This is a genomic window from Paenibacillus sp. strain BS8-2 (assembly GCF_054483835.1).
The window spans coordinates 610,855-628,479 of sequence record NZ_CM137010.1; the positions used below are offsets into that span (position 1 = coordinate 610,855).

Annotated in this window: 12 protein-coding genes; all 12 read right to left on the reverse strand. The window is 50.3% G+C overall.

The genetic code is table 11. The features are described from left to right. Nucleotides 1-485: 485 nt before the first annotated feature. Nucleotides 486-1,508: a protein-glutamate methylesterase/protein-glutamine glutaminase gene (locus tag ACX1C1_RS02505; RefSeq protein ID WP_458955620.1), complete on the reverse strand. Its 1,023-nt coding sequence runs from the start codon at nucleotides 1,506-1,508 to the stop codon at nucleotides 486-488. Continuing rightward, nucleotides 1,505-2,347, reverse strand: coding sequence for a CheR family methyltransferase (locus tag ACX1C1_RS02510; protein ID WP_458955621.1), 843 nt, complete (start codon nucleotides 2,345-2,347; stop codon nucleotides 1,505-1,507). The genes ACX1C1_RS02505 and ACX1C1_RS02510 overlap by 4 nt, the downstream gene beginning before the upstream one ends. Then, complete coding sequence (locus tag ACX1C1_RS02515; protein WP_458955622.1) at nucleotides 2,347-4,080, reverse strand: methyl-accepting chemotaxis protein; 1,734 nt, start codon at nucleotides 4,078-4,080, stop codon at nucleotides 2,347-2,349. The genes ACX1C1_RS02510 and ACX1C1_RS02515 overlap by 1 nt, the downstream gene beginning before the upstream one ends. A 17-nt stretch (nucleotides 4,081-4,097) precedes the next feature. Next, a complete protein-coding gene (locus ACX1C1_RS02520; protein ID WP_458955623.1) occupies nucleotides 4,098-4,589 on the reverse strand; it encodes a chemotaxis protein CheW in 492 nt (163 codons plus the stop codon). 21 nt (nucleotides 4,590-4,610) lie between these two features. Next, on the reverse strand, nucleotides 4,611-6,572 hold the full coding sequence (locus ACX1C1_RS02525; RefSeq protein ID WP_458955624.1) for a chemotaxis protein CheW: 1,962 nt from the start codon (nucleotides 6,570-6,572) through the stop codon (nucleotides 4,611-4,613). A 211-nt stretch (nucleotides 6,573-6,783) separates the two neighbouring features. Then, complete coding sequence (locus ACX1C1_RS02530) at nucleotides 6,784-9,108, reverse strand: glycoside hydrolase family 95 protein (RefSeq protein ID WP_458955625.1); 2,325 nt, start codon at nucleotides 9,106-9,108, stop codon at nucleotides 6,784-6,786. After that, entirely contained in the window at nucleotides 9,105-10,691 is a 1,587-nt protein-coding gene (locus ACX1C1_RS02535; RefSeq protein WP_458955626.1) for a glycoside hydrolase family 43 protein, read from the reverse strand. The genes ACX1C1_RS02530 and ACX1C1_RS02535 overlap by 4 nt, the downstream gene beginning before the upstream one ends. Beyond that, nucleotides 10,688-12,286 (reverse strand): response regulator transcription factor, encoded by a 1,599-nt coding sequence (locus tag ACX1C1_RS02540; RefSeq protein ID WP_458955627.1) that lies wholly within the window; start codon nucleotides 12,284-12,286, stop codon nucleotides 10,688-10,690. Before ACX1C1_RS02540 ends, ACX1C1_RS02535 begins: the two co-directional genes overlap by 4 nt. Continuing rightward, a complete protein-coding gene (locus tag ACX1C1_RS02545) occupies nucleotides 12,279-14,024 on the reverse strand; it encodes a sensor histidine kinase (protein WP_458955628.1) in 1,746 nt (581 codons plus the stop codon). The genes ACX1C1_RS02540 and ACX1C1_RS02545 overlap by 8 nt, the downstream gene beginning before the upstream one ends. A 110-nt stretch (nucleotides 14,025-14,134) precedes the next feature. Beyond that, the gene (locus ACX1C1_RS02550; protein WP_458955629.1) at nucleotides 14,135-15,496 is read right to left on the reverse strand and encodes an ABC transporter substrate-binding protein; all 1,362 of its coding nucleotides are present in this window, start codon (nucleotides 15,494-15,496) and stop codon (nucleotides 14,135-14,137) included. A gap of 131 nt (nucleotides 15,497-15,627) precedes the next feature. Beyond that, a complete protein-coding gene (locus ACX1C1_RS02555; protein WP_458955630.1) occupies nucleotides 15,628-16,464 on the reverse strand; it encodes a carbohydrate ABC transporter permease in 837 nt (278 codons plus the stop codon). A gap of 15 nt (nucleotides 16,465-16,479) precedes the next feature. After that, nucleotides 16,480-17,421, reverse strand: a complete 942-nt coding sequence (locus ACX1C1_RS02560; RefSeq protein ID WP_458955631.1) for a carbohydrate ABC transporter permease — start codon at nucleotides 17,419-17,421, stop codon at nucleotides 16,480-16,482. Between the last annotated feature and the right edge of the window lie 204 nt (nucleotides 17,422-17,625).

The following is a 17,625-nucleotide window of genomic DNA, read 5'->3' on the forward strand; positions in this document are numbered from 1 at the left end:
TAAGTTGAACTAAAGTCACTTTGAAGGAATTTCAATAGATTGCCGTCATATAGGTTGAGAATATTCTACTGGACGGTGAAGAAAATGAAAACCGTAGCAGGCATCGACGAAAGCAAGGCTGCAGCTTTACAACGCTCGTTGAAATAATTAATTCGCTTTGTCTTCTCATCACGCTCAAATTCAACAATGCCTCGGCCCTCATAACTCGCGTCCGCTCGGCGGATTGTTGGTGCTCGGGACCATCGCCATGGGATGGTGGGTATACCATCGTAGAAAACGAAGAGCACGGTAACTGAAAAATGAAAATAACCCGCCCAAGGTCAGCGCCGGGGAAACGGGTTATTCGTTCTTTATTCGTTCTTTATTCGTTCTTTATTCGTTCTTTATTCGTTCTTTATTCGTTCTTTATTCGTTCTTTATTCGTTCTTTATTCGTTCTTTATTCGTTCTTTATTCGTTCTTTATTCGTTCTTTATTCGTTCTACATTAATTAAACATCGATGTTATCATATTAGCCATGCGATGCAAAGGAACCTGTCTCTCTACCGCTCCCAGCTCATACGCTGCCTTAGGCATCCCATAGACGACGGAGGTTGCTTCATCCTGGCCCATCGTGCGCGCCCCTCTGCGTCTCATCGCCATCAATCCCTTCGCCCCATCGTAACCGAGCCCGGTCAATATAACGCCGATCGCCCTTCTCCCTACTTCGAGCGCAACCGATTCGAAGAGAACATCAACCGCGGGCCGATGCCCATTCAGCTTATCGCCATCATAGCAATGGACGGCTAAGCCGAGGCTGGCGCGCCGTACCTTCATATGACGATCACCTGGCGCGATCAGTACGGTGCCAGCTTGTATGCGGTCGCCTGACTTCGCTTCGCGCACAGTCCATGCCGTGTCTTGATTCAGACGATCCGCAAAAATACGCGAAAATGTCGCCGGGATATGCTGCACCACCACAATGCCCGTTCCGTTAGGCGGCAAGCCGCGGAGCAGCTGGGCGACCGCCTCCGTCCCTCCGGTGGAAGCTCCGATCGCGATTAGCTCGATGTCCGATCTTGTGGACGGAGCCGCCGAGCTCAATTGAGTATAGGCTCGCTCCTCAGGCACAACCACTTTGGCATGGGTCGTGACCTTGATCAATCGGATTAGTTCTTCAATAAATGGCTCCAAGCTTTGCGGCGAAGGCATTGTAGGCTTCGATAGAAACTCAACAGCACCGGCGCTTAGTGCCTCGAACACAGCGTGAGCGTTCGTGCTGACGATGATGGAGGGCACTCGGTATTCTGGCATCAGCTTTCGCAGGAAATCGATACCGTTCATTCGGGGCATCTCTACATCACAGACCATAATATCCGGCAGCTCATAGAGCATAATATTCAGTGCCTCTAAGGGATCTGCAGCTTTAGCCATGACTGTAATCGCAGGATCAGTGGATAGACCCGCGGCGATCAGCTCCCGGTAAAAGAGAGAGTCGTCGACGATCAGGACGCGGATGACTCTATTCATACGCCCACCCTCCTTATTGCGACTTTACGATAGACCGCAGGCATGACATACTCAAAGGCTGTATGATCCCACTGCAGTGTCTCCGAATGTCCGATAAACAAGTACCCTCCCGGCTCAAGCAAATCGTAGAATTTGCTTACGACATTCATCTTCGTCTGGTGATCAAAGTAGATCATCACATTACGGCAAAAGATGACGTGAAACTTTTTCCGGAACGGGTAGTTTGCCTCCATTAAATTAAACTTTCGGAAGACGACCTCCTTCTTGATCCGTTCGATGATCCGATACTGACCGTCCTGATGCATGAAGTAATTGTTCCTCCATCGTTCCGGAAGGGGAGCAACCGCATCTCCTTGGAACACGCCTTGGAGCGCCTTATTTAGTACCTGGGCTGATATGTCCGTTGCCAAGATTGTCGTATCCCACTCCCGTTTTCGCAGCTGGAAATAATCATCAAGGAGAAAGGCAAGCGTATAAGGCTCCTCACCGGACGAGCAGCCTGCGCTCCAGATGCGCAAGTCCTTGTCTCTAACCTGCCCATCCCAATAAGGCAGTACGACTTGACTCATATATCGAAAATGATCGATCTCGCGCATAAAAAAGGTATGGTTCGTCGTCATGCGATCGGCAAGCAGCTTAGCTGCTTGCCCCTGCGGGTCGGCGGTTATTAGCTTCAGATACTCGTCAAAGCTGCTTAGCTGAAGCTTGCCGAGCACATCAGCCAATCTGCTCACGACCAGTGTTTTCTTGCCGCTGCCCAAATGAATACCGAAATGCCGCTTTACGTGATCGACAATTCTACCATATGTATCGTCCGAGAGCTGCTCCATCGGCATCATTAATACTTACCGAATTCTTTGTCGCTAAGGCCGTGGCTGCGTGCGGACATCGCAGTCGAGCTCGCTGCCGCTGCTTCTCCTAATGCCGTATTCGTACGCTTCTTATCCGCCATTTGGACGAGCATCTGCAGCACTTCCGCAGGTAACGCATCCATATCGCTATATCCGGAACGGGAACTGCTATATGTGCGAATCTGGAACCTCTTTACTTGGTTTCGAAGCAGCTCAGCTTGACCGGATAACTGCTCGCTCGCCGCAGCGCTCTCCTCGGCGGTAGCCGAATTGCCTTGTACCACCTGCGACACTTGCAGCAGTCCAAGATTGATCTGATTAATACCTGCCGCTTGATCGTTCGACGCATAGGCAATTTCGTTCACCAGCCCCGCGACCTTCCCCACGTCTTCCACGATCTTATGCAGTGCGAGCGCCGTGTCCTTGGCGATCCTCGTTCCGCCTTCTACTTTCTTTACAGAGCCCTCAATGAGCGCCGTCGTCTCCTTGGCCGCACTCGCTGAGCGCGCCGCGAGATTGCGTACTTCTTCTGCCACAACCGCGAACCCTTTGCCGTGTTGACCCGCGCGAGCTGCTTCGACGGCTGCGTTAAGCGCCAAAATATTAGTCTGGAACGCAATCTCATCAATGACTTTAATAATTTTCGAGATGCTCTCGGAAGCTAGATTAATGTCATCCATCGCGCATAGCATCTCTTTCATTTGCTCGTTGCCGTGTTTCGCATTTTCCTTTGTCGACTCTACAAGCTCATTGGCTTCATTGGCATGATTGGCATTCTGCTGCGTCTGCGCCGAAATTTCCTCTAGCGAAGCCGTCAATTGTTCGAGGGAGCTAGCTTGTTCGGTTGCCCCCTGGGAGAGCGAAGCGCTCGAATCAGACACCTGCATCGAGCCGGCCGCGACTTGCTCTGCCGACACCTGAATTCGGCTCATCACCTCGTTTAGATTATCTGTCATCCGTACAAATGCGTTCGCCAGTTGTCCAACCTCGTCCTTCGAACGAACCTCAATATTCACTTCCAAGTTGCCATCGGCGACTTTCGTTGATGTTTGGACCAGATGCTGGATGGGGCGACTGATCGAGCGGGCAATAAATATGCCGAGCAGGATTGACACGGTAACCGCCGCAATAACAATTACGATCATCGTCAGGCTGATTCTCGTAGTGAGCGATTCCAGTTCATGGGTTTTGTCCGTACCCTTTTCGACTTTATGATTAAATAATAGATCAATCAGGTCGTTTACTTGTCCAGAAGGAGCGCTTGTTTCTGAATAATAGGTAGCAATCGCATCGTCATGACGACCATCGAGCACCAGTTGGAGCGACTTGGCCAGCCCCGCCCGGAATATCTCGATTTGCTCTTGCAGCTGATTGAAGATCTCTTTATCTTCTTCCGAATGAAGACTGACCATAAATTTATCCAGCTCCTGGGTCAGCTTGGCATCGAGCTGTTCGATCTTAGCCATATTGGTCTCAACTTCATCCGTATCCGGCTTAAGAAATACGTCGCGCGCCGTCGCCCGCATATTGTGGAACGCCATGCCGGCAGAGCCGATGTCGCCAGTCGAAACGCCGTAATCGTTAAACACGATTATACTCTCCGTGTCGATCTTCTTAATATAGATGACACCAAGCGCCCCAACAACTCCTGCTAATAACGCCACGATCACGAATGCACTTATCATCTTTGTACTTATCTTTAAATTATTAAACCAACGCATTCGAGAATCCCCCTTAGTTATAAAGCGGTATACAACCTACTCGCATCTGTATCGTTAATGAGTTTATCGCAATCCAGCAACAGCTTAACGTTATCACCGACTTTACCGATAGCCTTAACATAACGAGCAACGCTCGTTCTCAGTTCCGGAGGATTAACGATGTGCTCCTCAGGAATGGCAATCACCTCAGAAACTCTGTCTACGATCAACCCGATCGATAGATCCAGTACTTCTACAACGATAATGCATGTGCGATCCGTATAGTCTCGAAACGTCTTGCCAAATCGTAGTCTTACATCCATGACCGGAATAATATTACCGCGCAAATTAATGATACCTCGGATAAATTCAGGCATCTCAGGTATGTTTGTGATAGGCTGAATACCGATGATTTCGATGACGTGCTTAATGTCGATGGCAAAGTATTCGTTCTCCAATTGGAACGTAAGAAGTTTCCCTCGTTGTGTATCTTCAACGACCTCTAACGATGGCTGGACCTCAGAATACAAGAGCTTCTCCCCCTTACGTATTTAAGCGGTTCGTATTAATCCACATGTGTCGAGGATCAGGCTGATACTTCCGTCTCCTAACAGCGTACAGCCCGCAATACCTTCCAAACGATTGAATTGCAGTAAGTATGGCGGCAAAGCCTTTACGACAATCTGCTGCTGTCCTAACAATTCATCAGCAAATAGACATATCAGGTTACCGTCCTGCTCGACCACAATTAATATGCCTTCTTCGATATTCCTCTCAGATGCACAATCCTGTATGCCAGTAGCGAACTTGCGATGCAGCCTCACAATCGGCAAACACTGTCCACGGACAAAGATTAACTCATTACCCGAAGGATCAAGGAACACTTCTCCCGTCTGCGGGCGGAACGATTGCTGAATAGATGTGGTAGGCAGCGAATAGCTGGCAGTGCCAACGCGAATGTTCATTCCGTCGATAATCGTAATTGTTAGAGGAATTTTGATTTGAATAGCTGTGCCTTCGTTCTGTCTGCTCTCAATGGTGACATGTCCGCCGATCGCTTCAATATCCTTCCGGACTACGTCCATGCCGACGCCGCGGCCGCTAAATTCCGAAATGCCGTCCTTTGTCGAAAACCCGGGCGCAAAAATCAGCTCAAATGCCTGTTGATCCGACAGCGACTGCTCGGAAGTAATAATCCCTTTGCTCCGTGCGCGCTCGATTAACGAAGCTCTATTGAGCCCTTTGCCATCGTCGCGTACGGTTAAGAGCACCTCATTGCCGACATGTTGAGCTTCAATCGTAATCGTACCTTGCGCAGACTTGCCAAGTGATACGCGTTGCTCTGGCAGCTCGATGCCATGATCAATGGCATTACGAACAAGATGCATAAGCGGATTGGCAATTTGATCGATGACACCTTTATCGACTTCGGTCTCGCCGCCGATCAGTGTTAATCGCACATCCTTATCCAGCTTTTTGTTCATGTCCCGGACGATCCGATTCATCCTCTGGAACGTCTGCGACAGTGCCACCATGCGGATCGACATGACGGTATCCTGGATCTCGCTTGTAATCTTGCTCAGATGCCTTGCCGCTTTGCGAAACTGCTCTAATGGCAGCCCCTGGAATTCCGGAATTTGCGTTACCATAGCTTCGGCGATTACCATCTCACCAACTAAATTCATGAGCTCATCGAGCTTCGTGACGCTCACGTTAATAGAGCTTTGCTGAGAGGCGTCTTTCTCTTGCGTATTCGAGACGGTAAACGGAGAGACAGCCTCATCCTCGGCACTAATTGTCACAGCCGCTTCGCTGCTTGTATAGGTCAACGAGAAGCGATCGATATAACTAACAGACCGAATGTGTTGCTCTAGCTCGTCTCTATACATGGTCGTCGTTAAGATCACCGAATACCCCTGTTCGCGAATGAACGCAGTCGACCGCTCATCCAGTAGGTCTGTCGGCTGACTCTCAATCACTTGCGCTAACTCCTGCAGTTTCATGCATAATTGATAGGCGCGCACATTCTCCATCTCACAGCCGTCCTGATAGTGGACAATCAATTGGTACTTGCTTGCCACCCCTCCTCCATCATCAGCTTTGAACTGATTCAGCAATACGCGTGATCGTTCGATCAATGCTGTGCAATCCCCGTCAGGCGCATCGCCATTTACAATCTTGAAAATTTCCACTTTGATGTGATCGACGGCATCGAGAATAAGATCGAACAACGCGGATTCCACCGGAACGTGACCTTGTTTTTCTCGTAAAAACGCAAATAAATCTTCCAGATTATGCGTCAAGGCAGCGATCTCCGCAAACCCCATCATGGCTGAGGAGCCTTTGATCGTGTGCATAACCCGAAAGATTTCATTGATCGTTTCCCGATCGAGATTGGCAGCAATACGTTCGTCGTTCTCAAGGACGATAGCCTCTAGTCGTTCCAAAAGTTGGGATGATTCGGCTACAAACATTTCAAGCAAAGGATCCTGAAGATTCTTCGAATGCTGCATCAACAAATTCCTCCAAATTCCGACTATTCCTCCCTCTATATTATTTGTCATTAAATGTGTCGTCAATTTAAAAAGGTTCCATCTATACCATTTAGTGGTTAATAGACGGAACCTTTTCAACAAAAATATAATTCATAAGGACTATTTTTATAAATTATAGGTCATATGACCCGTTAATAATATCCTATCCAATGATCGTTCATTTGGCTACTTACAGAGCTGTATCCTCAAGCGCGGTCTTTACTGATTCATCCATCACTCGAAAGCTGTCATGTGCATCGCACAAAATAACATAGACCTGACCTTGTATAACGTCGAGCTCGAGCGTCTCCTCAGCCTTCCCGATCCGAATTCGGCAACGGCGATTAGCTGCTGCTATGATACGCGCTTCTTGTAACCGGCCATACGCCCATTTGAGGTCAACCGTAAACCCGCGGCGCGCACGAAGCCCGCTCATGCTGCCGCTTTGCCAACCCACTGGCAGCGCAGGGAGCAGATGCAACTCGCCGCTGTGGCTCTGCAATAACATCTCTGCAATGCCTGCCGTCCCTCCGAAATTGCCGTCGATCTGGAAGGGCGGATGATTATCTAGCAGATTCGGCAGCGTCGACTTCGCCAGCAGTGCTTGCAGATGTGCATCCGCCTGTTCTCCGTCCCATAATCGAGCCCAGAAGTTCACAATCCACGCGCGACTCCAGCCGGTATGCCCACCTCCACTCGCGAGGCGGCGCTCTAAGGTAACCCTTGCTGCCTGCGCAAGCTCAGGTGTAGCCGCAGCGCTGATTTCATTGCCGGGATGCAAGCCGAATAGATGAGAGATGTGACGATGTCCCGGTTCATCCTCATCATAATCATGAATCCATTCGAGAATTTGCCCATGGCTACCGATCTTGGTGCGAGGCAATCGATCGGATGCTTCCGACAGCGTCGTGCGGAATTCGTCGTCGATCCCCAATGTCTCCGCTGCTGCCCGGCAAGCTTCGAACAATGCTCGAATCAATTGGTTATCCATCGTGGATCCATAGGAGAAGACCGCCGATGTTCCGTCAGGCAACCTATACGTATTCTCTGGCGACACAGAAGGACATGTAACAAGCTCCCCTTCTGGACTGACAACCAAATAATCCAGTGCGAACACAGATGCTTCCTTGAGGGTATCGTAATGCTTGGTCAAGAACAGGCGATCCTCCGTAAAGAGATAGTGCTCCCATAGATGGAGAGCAAGCCATGCTAAGCCCAGCGGCCAATACGTTGCCGGAATCCAGGTATCTTGCGGGGCGCTATCCGCCCACAAATCCGTATTATGGTGAGCAGCCGCACCTCGGCACCCATACATGACCTTAGCAGTCTGGCTCCCGGATCTCTTAAGCCGGTCTATCAAATCGAACAATGGCTCATGCAGCTCCGACAGATTGCAAGACTCCGCGAGCCAATAGTTCATCTGTAAATTGATGTTTATCGTAAACTTACTGTCCCAGCTTGGGAGGAAATCCTTATTCCAAATCCCTTGCAAGTTCGCCGGCAACGTGCCGGGACGGCTGGACGCTATCAACAAATATCTTCCATATTGAAAATACAGAGCTGTCAAAGCATGATCGCGTTGGCCGCTGCGAACGAGCTCTAATCGCTCCCGCGTGTCCAAGTTGAGAACGTCGTCGGAATCGGAATCGCCGTGCAATTCGAAGCGCACCCTCCCAAACAGTTCCGTAACGTCGACGATATGGTCATTCCGCACTGCTGCATACCCTTTCGCCGCAGCCGCTTCAATGCGATTCATACAGATCATCTCCGGATCATCGAACCGGTAAGACGTTGCCGCCGCCAAGAACATTACAACCTCGTCTGCTCCTTCGACAATGAGATGCTCGCCGATTGCACGAACGGTCCCTCCAGTCGGGATGCAGCGCAGCACTGCGCGGAACTCTACACCGCCCTCGCCGCCGCCATTCCCTCTCATGACCAGCGTGTCGTTGTCGATTTTTTGAATCTGCTCGACATAACGCCATTTGGCCCTGCCAAGTCTTGCTGTGACATGTAGCGCACCGGGTCGATCGGCCGTTAATCGCAAGGCAAGCACGTGATCCGGATAGCTGGTCAACACTTCTCTCGTATACCGAACGCCGTTCCCGGCAAGATAAGACACGCCGGCCACCGCTTTCTCGATATCCAGCTCTCTAACATACTCCTCGTAGACATCCCCTCCTGCGTCAGGGAATGTCAGCAATAGATCGCCAAGCGGCACATAATGGCGCTGCGTCTCCGGCAAGCCCGTTAGCGCCAGCGCAGCCAGTCGCTCCGCCTCATGCGGACGCCCATCGAATATAAGCTCCCGAATGTGCGGCAAGTGGAGCGCTGCATCAGGGTTATGCCGATCACGGGGGCCGCCGTACCATAAGGAGTCCTCATTGAGCGAGATCGTCTCACTCCTCACACCACCAAACACCATAGCGCCGAGACTCCCGTTGCCAAGAGGCAACGCTTCGTTCCATTCCGATGCAGGTCGACGGTACCACAATCTGTCGTTCGTACTCATCATTCCACGTCCTTCGCCTCGGACGCCGCCATCCGAAACTCGTCGAAATCCACATATCCGCCATCGCTCCGTCCAGCCTGCGAATAGATCCCTACCTTCGCTCCGACCCACTTGCTAACCGAAGCAACAAAGTCAGGAGCCTCTATCGCAACATATCGTTCGCCAGCGTGACAGTAAGAGAATTTGCATACCCCGCCGGTACTTACGACAACGCGCAGCGAAACCTCTCGATTTAGCACAGGAACACGCCACACTTCCGTTTCTCGTTCAGTGTCCCCTTCTACCAAGACCAGCTCCGTACTCCCGGCCTCATCAACGCTATACGTTAACGCTGCATACCGATATCCAAACACAATGAGACCTGCGCAATCTCCGGGCCGCAAACCTTCGCCATCCACTATAACAGTGGTCTCGAATGACTCGGAGGGGAATTTCTGCATCAATAAATATGGTGCCGCAAACAACGATCCGATTGGTTCCTCCGTACGTTGTGCATATAGTCGCAGTCGTCCCAGGCGCTCGCTCATCGAGTACCAATGTGGCTCCGGATTAGCTTGCCATTGCCACTGCAGCCCCAGATGCTCCGTATCGAAGCCGTCGGATGTCGCCGGGATCTCAATGGACATCAACTCGCCGCCTACATCAGGCTTGCGCGCACGCAACACAGGCTCGCCGATTCCGTCGCCGTCCGAGTCGAAGCCCATCGTTGGCCAATCGTCCTCCCCCCAAGACATCGGTTGCAAATGTACAATTCTGCCATAAGCGTCCTTATGCTGAAAGTGCATAAACCATGATTCTCCTGAGGCTAGCTCCACCCATGCGCCTTGATGCGGCCCGTTAATCGGAGAATCACCTTGCTTCAGAACGATCCGATCCTCATAGGGACCGTAAGGGTGAGTGGCTCGCAGCACCGTTTGCCACCCCTCCTCGACGCCTCCAGCCGGTGCAAAGATATAATAATAGCCATTGCGCTTGTACATCTTCGGCCCTTCGATCGTCGGATGCCGCTCGGGATCATGGATGACGACAATGCCTTCATCAAGCAAGCTGCTCCCATCCGCGCTCATCCTGCGAACGCGCAATTGATGTTTAATACCGCTCCGACTTTGAGCATAAGCGTGAACTAAGTAGGCATCCCCATTGTCGTCCCAGAACGGACAAGCGTCGATTAACCCTTTGCCCTCTTGGACGAGATGAATATCAGACCATGCTCCAGCCGGGTCGTCTGCCGTTGTCATAAAGATGCCAACATCCGGATCGCCATAGAAAATCCAGTACTTTCCTGCATGATATCGAATGCTGGGCGCCCATACGCCGTTGCCATGCTGCGGCCGGTCATAGCCGTCAAGGGGCATTCGTTGGATCGCATGATTAATCAATCTCCAGTTCACGAGATCCTTCGAATGAAGAATCGGCAATCCTGGGATATGGCCGAAACTGGAGGCCGTCATATAGAAGTCATCACCAACGCGGATCGCGTCAGGATCCGAATAATCCGCATGCAGGATGGGATTCACAAACATGCCATTGCCCTGATCCGACACCCAAGGCCTATCGTCGCGTAGCTCGGTATTGTTATTCATCATTCTCTTTCCTCTCCCTTTGGGGAACGCAGTTTGCACTCACTCGGACTAATGCCGGTATACTTCTTGAACACCTTCGAGAAATACGCTCGGTCCGAATATCCCAGCATGTACGCTGTGTTTTCAGCCGTTTCGCCTTTCGCAAGCAGCCGCTTCGCTTCTTCCATCTTCATGAGATGAACATGATCGGTAAAGATCGTTCCTGTCAGTTTCTTGAAATATCTAGAGAAGTAGCTAGGATTAAGGTGCAAGTGTCTGGCGATATCAATTGACGTTATGTTTCTATGGATATGCTCGTGAATAAAAACGTTAATCGCCCTCAGATCGGGGTCGGACGCCGCCGTTTCCCGCGCGTCGCTCTTCACACGCGTAACCAAACGTTCCGCGTACCACCTTACGATGCGGAACGCTTCCTCCAATCGTGCCGTGCGAGCGATATCTCCTTGAATACCCGCATCCACGGGCCGACCTAAACGAACGCCGATCTCTTGCACACAGCGCAACAGCCATTCCTTCTTCTTGTCGGCATGCAGAGCAGAGTCCCGCATCGCCTTCTCCAGATTTCCTAAGTAGATGTGCGCGGACGAATCATCTTGTTGCGTTAATGCTTCGATCCATTTCGTCGACAACATGTCGAGATTCGTGTCGTTCTCGGATACTTCTGCGCCGACGTTAGGCTTTGGCGCTATATTCGATGTGCCTCGGCCCAAATTGTACGTTAGATCGAATGTCTTCTTTGACCGCATAATGAGACCTGGGAGCTGTGAGAATACGCAAGTTTCTTCCACCGCTTCGCAATAAGCGCGCACCTTAAGAAATTCGAGCAGCTTTTGCTGTAGCCTCGTTATAAATTCGGACAATACGCCGGTTACCACATTGCCCGTTGCTTCGCCTGAGATCACCCACAGACGCTGATCCTTCGATCGAAATACCGTCAATCTCGATTCTGTCGCCAGCTCAGAGGCAATATTATAAGCTGCATAATGAACCAGCTCGACATTTTCGCGATCGTACACTTCGGATAAATCTCCGAGGTCCAGATGACAGAGGGCAGCGCCGAAGCAAGGAACGCTCCAATCAATGCCGAGCCGCTTTGCCGATTCGAGCAGCACAGCGGGATCTGAGCCATTTGATAGATCGTTGAAGAGCTGCTGTAAGAGAACATCGCGGTTGCGGTCCATCTCTCTCTTGTAGGAGATCCTCTCCCACCGTTCTTGCTCGCTTGATATCCGCATGGATGCCTTGCGCAAGCTGGTCGCTATCTTCTCAGGGGTCAATTCATCCTTCACCACATAATCGTCGGCTTCGATACGGAGTGCCTCTTGGACATAGTGAAAATCCTCATGACATGTAAGAAAGACGACACGAAGCCGCGGATGAGACTCACGGAACTGGCGCGCCAGCTCGACTCCGTTGCCGTCGGGTAAGCCGATATCCGTCAGCAATATATCCGGTGGCGACGCCTCAAACTGTTCCACCGCTTCTGCAACCGAGTATGCTTCGGCGCTGACAGCAAGTCCGAGCGCTTGCCAAGGAACTAATTTCCGCAAATATTCTACTACAGGTACATCATCGTCCACGATCATCACGTTAAACATTTGCTCGCCCCTCTCCGCCTCCACTTGTGTCGCTACCGTGCCATGGCAAAAACAAATATGTCGCAAACCCCTCCAGCACATCCGTTTCGACAAGAAACCGCGAGCGTTCGCCAAACGTTAGCTTCAGACGGCGATTCACATTGTACAATCCTACTCCGCGTGCGCCAGTATGTTCTGCTTCGGCTTCGAGCTTACTGTTCAGCGCTTCGGCCTGCTCGGCCGTCACCCCATGTCCGTTATCAGCAATTCGGATCTCTACCCCTCCGTCCGCTCTACTAACCGTAACCTTAATTCGCGGTGTTCGCCCCAGACGGGTAAACCCGTGCACAATGCTGTTCTCCACCAACGGTTGCAAGAACAATCGCGGCACAAGCACCTCCTGGCAGTTCTCCGGCAAGTCCACCACGAACTCGATATTCAATCGGTTGCGCATGCGCATGATGGAGATGTATTGAGCAAGCAGCTTGCATTCCTCGCCTAAGGATAATGGTTCATGAACGCGCAGATGCGCACGCAACAAAGCCATTAACGAGTCGATCGTCTCACTATGTACTTGATCGCCTTCGATGGCTAGATTACATTTGATCGAATTTAATGTGTTCAGCAGGAAGTGCGGTTGAATCTGCGAATACAAGGCGTATAGCTCGATTGCCCGTTTCTCTTCTTGCTCTGCCTCCACCTTGCGAATAAGAGCACTAATGTTATTGAGCATTTGGTTGATCGATTCGCCGAGCAAAGAAATTTCGTCTTGTCCCGTCGCATTGTACCGGATCGAGCTGTTGCCCTCACCGTATTGCGCAGCGACACGCATCAGCTTATGGATCGGTCTATTAAGTCCTCTAGCGATTACGGTAGACATGAATAAAAATACGAACATCACAATGCTGACCGCCATGATCGTATACCAAAAGCGCTGTGTAATGTCGCCGGTGGCGCTCGCGACCTCCAGATCGTAAGTCAACGTCCAGGACGTGCCCGGCACGGCGATGCGCTCCCGCATCCAGCCTGACATCGGAGCAACGGACAGTCGATCTGGACTCTCTTTCATCCCGGCTAATCGGAAGCCATCAGCATCATATAAAGTCATGGTGCCGTCACCTGCACTTTGGAACACCCCATCGAAATACGAATCAGGTATGCCAACGAACAGCGTCCCGAGCACCTCTTGATGGTAAGGATCATACACGCTCTTCTTCGCGTAGAGCTCGTATCCACCCGATCGATCTGCACGAAACCAATGCACGAGACCAGTCGCCGCTTCAACCGCGTCGAGATGATCAAAGCGCGTATCGTCTTGCAATTTATCGATATCTTGTGCATTAACCGTTCCAATGATCGGGTAGTCGACGCGGTTGATATAGAAGACGTTTACGTGAACGAGAGACAGCTTGCCCACATGAAGAGCAGTCGTTGCGTTAAGCTCCTCGTAATAGCGATAGTTCTGAAAGTTAATAAAGCCATCAATATCTCGTAATGCTCGAAGATAAAGAAACAAATCATTTTTTTGGGCAGCCGAGTATTGGTTCACGGTATACGTAACATCGTTGGCGGTCTTGGACAGGTCGTTAGCGAGAATCCCGAGAATCCCCTTCATGTTCGCGCGTACGTTATCCTCGTTCGCTTGCTTATTCGTTATATAAGATAATCCGGTTATGATCAGCAACGGGAAGATGAGAAATAACAACAACGCGACCTGTATTCTGCGATAAAATGAGATTCGATAAAACCAGCCCAACATCCATTCCTCCAAGCACCGACCTTTTTCACCATGATACACCTAACACTCGAAAGAGAAAAAGGGAAATCTGCGAACGCGGATTCCCCTCTCCCGAACGCGAACGCGTTCTATTATTTGTTCTCTTCTATAATTTTCTGGCCTTCTGTCATCATGAACTGCTGAGCTTCTTCGTAAGTCGTATTATCGAGCAGGAACTTGTTAATGCCGCCCTCTGCTATCTTCTTCAGTTGCTGCTGGTAAGGCACGCTGATCACCGAGGAGCCGGCTGTACGCACCTTCTCGTTAAAGATGGTCGAGGTGAGCACATCAACGTCTACCAGATCCGTCTTGTCGCCTACCATTTGGGTCACGATCGCTTTCCCGTCCGCCTTCTTCCAGCCCGGGATCCGACCGCCCAATGCCGCGCCTTCCGTCGTCGCGTACTTAATGAATTCGAAAGCCGCTTCTTTATGCTTGGAGTTCTTATGGATGGTGAGGAAGCTTCCCCCGATGCTCGTCAATCCGGCTTCCGTATCCTTAGAAGAACGCGGCAGCGGAGCAAACGTAATCTTGAAGTCGCGCGGGTAACTCTCCTCATTCAAGAACGCTTCGTCAAGCGAATACATGGCGATCGGCATCATACTCGTTGTGCCGTTCATGAAGTCCGTTGCCCAGTGCTGCTTCGCCGCCAGAACATCCGCGAGCGGGCGTACGGATTGATCTTCGACTTCCATACCGCGGCGTAGATTGAACCAGTATTCGAAGGATGGATCATCGAACTGAAGTGTACCGTCTTCCTTCAATTGCGGGTTCTTGAAATCCGTATAAGCAATAATGTTGGCATACTCGCCAAATGTGTGGAAGTACGCTCCAAAGCGGCCTTCCTTACTTTCCTTCAGCTTCTTGGCATATGTTCGGAAGTCATCCCATGTCCAATCGGAGGACGGGAGCTCCAGCCCCACTTCCTTCAGGTGGTTTTCATTAAGCGCGACATACCAGAAGCTGGCGTCCGTCATTGCGCCATAATATTTGCCGTCGTATACCGGATTGCGATAATATTCGGCTTCCGCATCGATTTGATTTGCATCGTAGTATTCGTTGAGCGGATACAACATGCCATTGCCGGCGCGTTCCAGCACGTAACCTTCGTTGTTCATAAGCACAACATCGACTTCTTCACCCGATGCCGCAAGTACATCCAGCTTCTGCAGCATCTCGCGAGAATCATTGTTCTGGACAAGCGCGACATGCTCCACCTTCACCGTATCACTTTGTGCATTAAACGCCTCTACGATCTTCATCATCGGCTCGCCAGGCTCGCCCTTTGCATTCGTATAGAACTTCAGCGTCACCGTCTCGCTGGAAGAACTGCCTTTCGTGTCCCCGCCATTCGCTGGCGTATTCGAAGCGCCGTTTCCTCCTGTGCCCTGATCTCCACAAGCTGCCAAGAACAGCATGGAGCACATTGTTGCTATCATCGCGAATTTTTTCATACCGCATCCCCTTATCTCTACAGAATGATTAACTGCATCTTTAGCATAAAGAATATGAAAGCGGTTTACCGTGTAATCTCTGTAGAACTTCATCGTGTACTTTTTTGACTACGAGACACGAAGCGATGAGCTTACCCCTTAACCCCGCCGACCGTAATTCCGTTAATGACCTGCTTCTGCAACACAACAAACACAATAATTAATGGAATAATCGCGGATACTGCAGCCATCATCATCAGTGACACGTTGTTCGAATATTCCTGACGGAAAAATTGAATGCCAAGCGGCAGCGGCAGCAACTCTTTTGAGAACAAGAAAATTAATGGATTCTGATAATCGTTCCATGTCCATATGAACTTGATTATACCTGCTGTTGCCAGAATAGGCTTACATAAAGGCAGCATGATCTGTGCATATACCCTGACGTAGCCAGCGCCGTCGATCTTTGCCGCTTCGATAAAGTCGTTAGGGATACTCATCATAAACTGCCGCATAAGAAACGTAAAGTACATCGAAAACGCCAGCATCAGGATAAGACCTTCATGCGAATTGTACAACCCCAGCCATTTTATCATAATAAATCGCGGAACAAGCGTCGCTTGCTCGGGAATAATCATAAACGACATCATTAGACCGAACATGATGCTTTTCCCAGGTGCCCTCAGCTTCGACAAGGCGAAGGCAGCCATTGAAGAAAATAGTAAGGTTGCGAGCGTTGAGATAATGGCTAGCTTGAACGAATTCAAGTAGAACATCGAGAAGGGTACCCCCTCCAGCCATACCTTGCTGAAATTCTCGATCCAATTCCAGTCCTTGGGGATCCACTCGATCGGATACGTCATAACGTCCCGCTCTACCTTCGCAGAAGCAGAGAGCATCCAGATGAGCGGCATAATAAATAGAATCGAGAACACTCCGAATACGGCGGTCAATGCCACTCGGTCGAGCTTTAGCTTTAATAATTTCATCCCGTTTCTCCCCCTCTACGCCCGTTTTTCCCTAGCTTGTACGATCCATGTCACGGATGTGACGGCAATAACAAGCAGGAAGAGAATCCATGATAACGCGGATGCGTAACCCATGTTGAAGTTTATAAATCCCTCTTCGTAAATGCGGTACACCAAAACAGTCGATGCATCGTTCGGGCCGCCGTCGGTCAAGAACTTAATCAGATCAAACACTTTGAACGAGCCGATAATTGTTGTGATCGTCAAGAACAGCGTTGTAGGCGCAAGCATCGGAATCGTAATCGACCAGAACTGCTGTAACCCCGAAGCGCCGTCGATACGCGCCGACTCGTAAATTTCTTCAGAAATTTGTGTAAGACCAGCCAAAAAAATAATCATCTGATAGCCGAGTGCTTGCCACACCGCGATTACCATGATCGCGACAATCGCGTATTCGGAGTCAACAAGCCACTTGGGCGGTTGATCGAGACCGATCGCCATCAGGAACTGATTGATCGGACCACTGGAGGGATGGTACAATGCGGCCCATACTGCCGCAATCGCAACAGTCGAGCAAATATAAGGAATGAAGAACAAAATTTTAAATAGATCCTTCGCATATACCTTCGTATGCACGAGCACGGCCATAACGACAGCGATGATTAGACCAACAGGCACGGTCACCGCCGTGAAGAACAAGTTGTTCTCAAGCGCCTTCCAGAACTTCGAATCGTCCATCATCTTTGCAAAATTATCTAGTCCAACCCACTCCATCTCCTTGAATCCACCGACGAGATTCCAGTTCGTGAAGCTCAGCAAGAGAGAGAAGAATAACGGAAAGATAGCCAGCGCGACGATACCGATTGCTTCTGGCGCCAGAAACAGCCAGCCCACTAGAGCTTCCTTCCGATGTTGATTCCACCATCTCCGGCGACCCGCACGCTCTGCCGGCATTGTCCGATCGACCATCATTGACATGTCGCATGACCCTCCTAGTTTCCATACCTTTTCGATATGTTCATTATAGGAACAATCGCCGCCGATCGCGGTCCATGATTTAGACTCATTTGCGTGTATTATTTTTACCTGCACAAGCTTAGAAAAAAATAGGCTATGTTAACGCTGATGTTGATTTTTGAGCATAAGAAAACCGCCTCCGTGATGATTAGGCGGTTCATTGAG